The organism is Bacillus sp. JJ1764 (genome assembly GCF_036962145.1).
In the GTDB taxonomy this organism is placed as follows: domain Bacteria; phylum Bacillota; class Bacilli; order Bacillales; family Cytobacillaceae; genus Neobacillus.
In genome coordinates, this window is the sequence record NZ_JBALNY010000156.1 from 1 (window position 1) to 3,809 (window position 3,809).

Sequence of the window (3,809 nt, forward strand, 5' to 3'; positions counted from 1 at the left end):
CTACAGGAATGCTAACCTGCCCCGTTACTTGAATAAGAAAAACGATCTTCCATTTTGAGGTTTCGCACCTCGATAGCAGTTAAAGGCATTTATAGATAGCCGAATGTAATTTCACCTTCGTGGTATATTTCTATAACAAATCTATTCGGAACATAGAGATAAGTGTCAGCACTTACAACTGTTACATCATCATAAGCCTTCAATATTCTTTCAAGCTTAGTTTCTAGAACAGGAAAATTCCCATAGCTCCAATAAATCTGAACAACATATTCGTCAATTTTGTCAACAATCTCTTCTAAATCCTGGACAGGATTGTAATTTTGAAATTTGCTCCAATCAATACGTGTATAAGATGTAAAAGGAACTTTGTTTTGAAACTGCTGGTATAAGTCTTTGCTTTTATCAAGGGAATATATCTTTATACCTTTACCAAGAGCTTCAATACATTCTTCAAAAAGAGCACCATACTCCACTTTTACTTTTGTTTTTTGTCGCTCTAATAAATGTTGTAACTTCTTTTTTCTATCTGATCTCATATGCGTTTATCCATCCTTGAATATTAACTATCTTCTTAAATTAAATTGACTTGTATTACATTAAGTTCAACACAAAAAGCGTTAATCCTTCTTGGATTAACGCACCCTTTCGTATTATAAGGTAACCAGATATTTCTGGTTGACCTTTATTTTTAAGGTTTTATTATAACAGTAGCCAGGGTAGAACGTCCGCCCCCGTGGGACTTGATCCCGTCAACTAACCGTTCGCCCCCTACTTGTAGAAACATGATTGAGACTGGTTGGGACATAGATCTCGTATAACAAGCGAAGCTGTGATACTGCATTAGGGATTTAGGGGTTACTGGCAAATGAATTTGGAGGAGGAGATTTTAGAATGAATCCAGTGGTGGGTCTGGATGTGTCAAAAGGTGAAAGTCAGGTTCAAGCATTTTTAGATAAGGGCAAGCCATATCGTAAGGGATTTAAAGTTTCTCATACTCTTGAGGGGCTGAAAGCACTCTTTGACTTCCTTGAAGAAGTTAAAGATAAAACTGGAATTCAACCGCCTGTAGTATTGGAGTCAACAGGACACTATCATTCACCTGTTGTGCAGTATTTAGAGGATCGTAATTATTTATTAATAATCGTAAATCCATTAATCTCTTATCGAGCAAAGAGTTCAAGTTTAAGAAAGGTGAAAACTGATCCAATTGATGCTAGTCATCTCTGCGAGATGTATTACAAGGAGGATTTAGAGCCTTATAAAAAAAGAGGGATTCAACTCTTAAACCTTCGTAATCTTACAAGACAACATGAGAATATCATAGGTATCTTTGTACAAACTAAACTTCAATTTCAATCCATATTGGATCAAGTATTCCCTAAATATAGAGGCGTTTTTGGAGATTTGTATTCCATTGTTTCTTTGAAGACGTTACTTCAATATCCGTCGTCAGAGGATATATTAATGGCAAGTGAGCAAGAGTTAATAAATAAAATCAATGGGTTATGTAAAAGTCGTTCTTTAAAGTGGGCGAACGATAAGGCTAGAATGCTTAAGGCTACGGCTGAACGCAATCCATTTGAGAAAACAATCTATCAAAGCCATATCTTAAGCCTTAACATGTATATTGATATACTTCTTCAATACAAAGAGCACCTATCCAAGTTGGAAGCTGAAATAGATGCCCTTGCAAAAGAAATTGAAGAATATAATATCATGAAATCTATCCCTGGTATCGGAGAAAAGATCGCTGCAACGATTATTTCCGAAATTGGTGAGATAGATCGATTTAATAACCCTAAAAAGCTTGTCGCCTTCGCAGGCGTTGACCCCAGTGTCTTTGAATCAGGTAAATATAGAGCTACACAAAACCGTATAACAAAACGGGGTTCCAGCAGGTTACGACATGCTTTATATATGGCAGTAGGTGCATCTATACGGGACAAGCGTAAAGCCCGAACGGATGAATTACTCCTCCCTCGAAACAAGAGATTAAGAGAGTATTACGAAAAAAACGTGCGGAAGGTAAACCGTATAAGGTCACTGTCATTGCCTGTGTTAATAAGCTTTTACGCTGGATTTATGCCCTATTAAAAAGAAAAACAACTTTCCAAGATTTGGCTTAGTTACGATTTTAAACTAAATAAAACAAAACCTTCCAGAAAGGGTCCATTGGAAGGTTATTTGGTACGTTCTTTTTTAGTATATCATTTCTGTTTTGAGTTTTTTATTGAAAAATGTTGACAAACTATTAGCTGGTTTAGTTGAACAAATATATGAAAGGTTCTCCTTATGGAAGAACCTCTTTTTAATAGGATATTACAATTAGTAAAAAACTTTTTTATATACGTAAAATTATAAGGATGATAATCCAGAAATTTTAGAATCACGATGATAAAACAACCTTATTAGCTTCTCATTCTTACTGCATAAGGATAAATTGGATCTTTTAATTGAAATTCATAAGTAAGACCATCTACAATTCCAACTACTTTTTCGCTATCGTAAAGATCAAGCATAAATCCAGCCATTTCTTTGGCTGTATGGTATTTAGGAAGAAGTCCTTCAAACTTAACATTTTCTTCTAAATCATTCGATACTTTTGCAAATTCAGTTTCAGTTGCAGCAGGAGCTAGTACTTTTGCTTGCATGCTTGCACCTTTTTCTTTTAATTCATGTGCAAGCCCTTCAGTAAAGGCACTTACATAGAATTTAGAAGCACAGTATGTGATTGCATTTCCAATAATCGTATAACCCCCACCTGATGAAACGTTAATTAATTGTGTTCCTTCAACTGATGAATAGTCACGCACATAAAGAGAAGTTAAAATAGTTAAAGCCTCGATATTTAAATTAAGCATTGTCTCAATTTTAGTTAAATTTTGATCTCCAACTGATGCAAAATTACCAAATCCTGCGTTATTAATCCACGTTTCAATTTCATATCCCTCTAAATCTTCATATAATGTATAAGCATTTTTCGTATTTGATAAATCAACTGTTTTAATAACGACATCTAATTCTGCATTTACTTTCACGATCTCTGTTTTTAGTTTTTCAAGCTCCTCAGTTCTACGTGCCACAATGACTAAATTTTTACCGCGAGCAGCAAAAGCAATAGCTGTTTCATAACCAATACCAGAACTTGCACCTGTAATAACTGTATATTTTTTCATTTTATTGCCTCCTTATATTTTGTTATACTAACAAAAATTGATTGTTAACTTTTACGGATTTATTATAGTGGTTAGAGTAAACTCTAAGTCAAACCTATTTTTTACACTTGTTTAGCATTGGTTAAAAATGGAGGGTTTTATGTATACAATTGGCGAAGTGGCACAACTAGTAGGAGTTAGCACACATACATTACGTTACTATGAAAAAGAGAATATCATTCTTCCAGATCGGAATGAAAATGGAGAAAGAAAATATACTGAATCGCATCTTCAATGGCTAAAATTTGTTTTAAAATTAAAAGAGACGCAAATGCCGATCACAAAAATCAAAGAGTATGCCTTCTTGTATACTGAAGGAGAACATACAGCAATTAATCGATTAAAACTATTAGAAGATCATAAAAATTCCATCGAAAACCAGTTAAAGACACTGAAAGAAACGAATAAAATGTTAGAACATAAAATTACTTCATATAAAGAAATGATTTTGAAAAGAAATGAAGTAGATACAAAAGCATAATATTATATTTAGGGTAAATAACGTAAAAACACAATAAAAGGAACGCGCGTATTAGTTGATATAATATGTGCGTTCCTTAATTACTTGTTATTGAACTAAAGCACCCGTTAGCT

3 protein-coding genes and 1 pseudogene are annotated in these 3,809 nt (G+C 33.9%); 2 read left to right on the forward strand and 2 right to left on the reverse strand.

Annotated elements, in window-relative coordinates; translation table 11 throughout:
• Positions 1 to 89: 89 nt before the first annotated feature.
• Positions 90 to 536, reverse strand: coding sequence for a CDI toxin immunity protein (locus V7083_RS19475; RefSeq protein ID WP_335481036.1), 447 nt, complete (start codon positions 534 to 536; stop codon positions 90 to 92).
• 355 nt (positions 537 to 891) lie between these two features.
• Here V7083_RS19475 and V7083_RS19480 point away from each other — a divergent pair.
• A pseudogene (locus V7083_RS19480) lies at positions 892 to 2,126 on the forward strand (IS110 family transposase).
• Between the two features lie 282 nt (positions 2,127 to 2,408).
• Here V7083_RS19480 and V7083_RS19485 read toward each other — a convergent pair.
• Positions 2,409 to 3,176: an SDR family NAD(P)-dependent oxidoreductase gene (locus V7083_RS19485; protein WP_335481037.1), complete on the reverse strand. Its 768-nt coding sequence runs from the start codon at positions 3,174 to 3,176 to the stop codon at positions 2,409 to 2,411.
• A 139-nt stretch (positions 3,177 to 3,315) separates the two neighbouring features.
• Between V7083_RS19485 and V7083_RS19490 the strand changes: the two genes are divergently transcribed.
• Positions 3,316 to 3,696, forward strand: a complete 381-nt coding sequence (locus V7083_RS19490; RefSeq protein ID WP_335481039.1) for a MerR family transcriptional regulator — start codon at positions 3,316 to 3,318, stop codon at positions 3,694 to 3,696.
• Positions 3,697 to 3,809: the final 113 nt, after the last annotated feature.

What these genes read in the sequence shown, in the direction of transcription:
- V7083_RS19475 (WP_335481036.1), bottom strand. Translation starts at nt 536, where the DNA reads ATGAGATCAGATAGAAAAAAGAAGTTACAACATTTATTAGAGCGACAA.
- V7083_RS19485 (WP_335481037.1), bottom strand. Translation starts at nt 3,176, where the DNA reads ATGAAAAAATATACAGTTATTACAGGTGCAAGTTCTGGTATTGGTTAT.
- V7083_RS19490 (WP_335481039.1), top strand. Translation starts at nt 3,316, where the DNA reads ATGTATACAATTGGCGAAGTGGCACAACTAGTAGGAGTTAGCACACAT.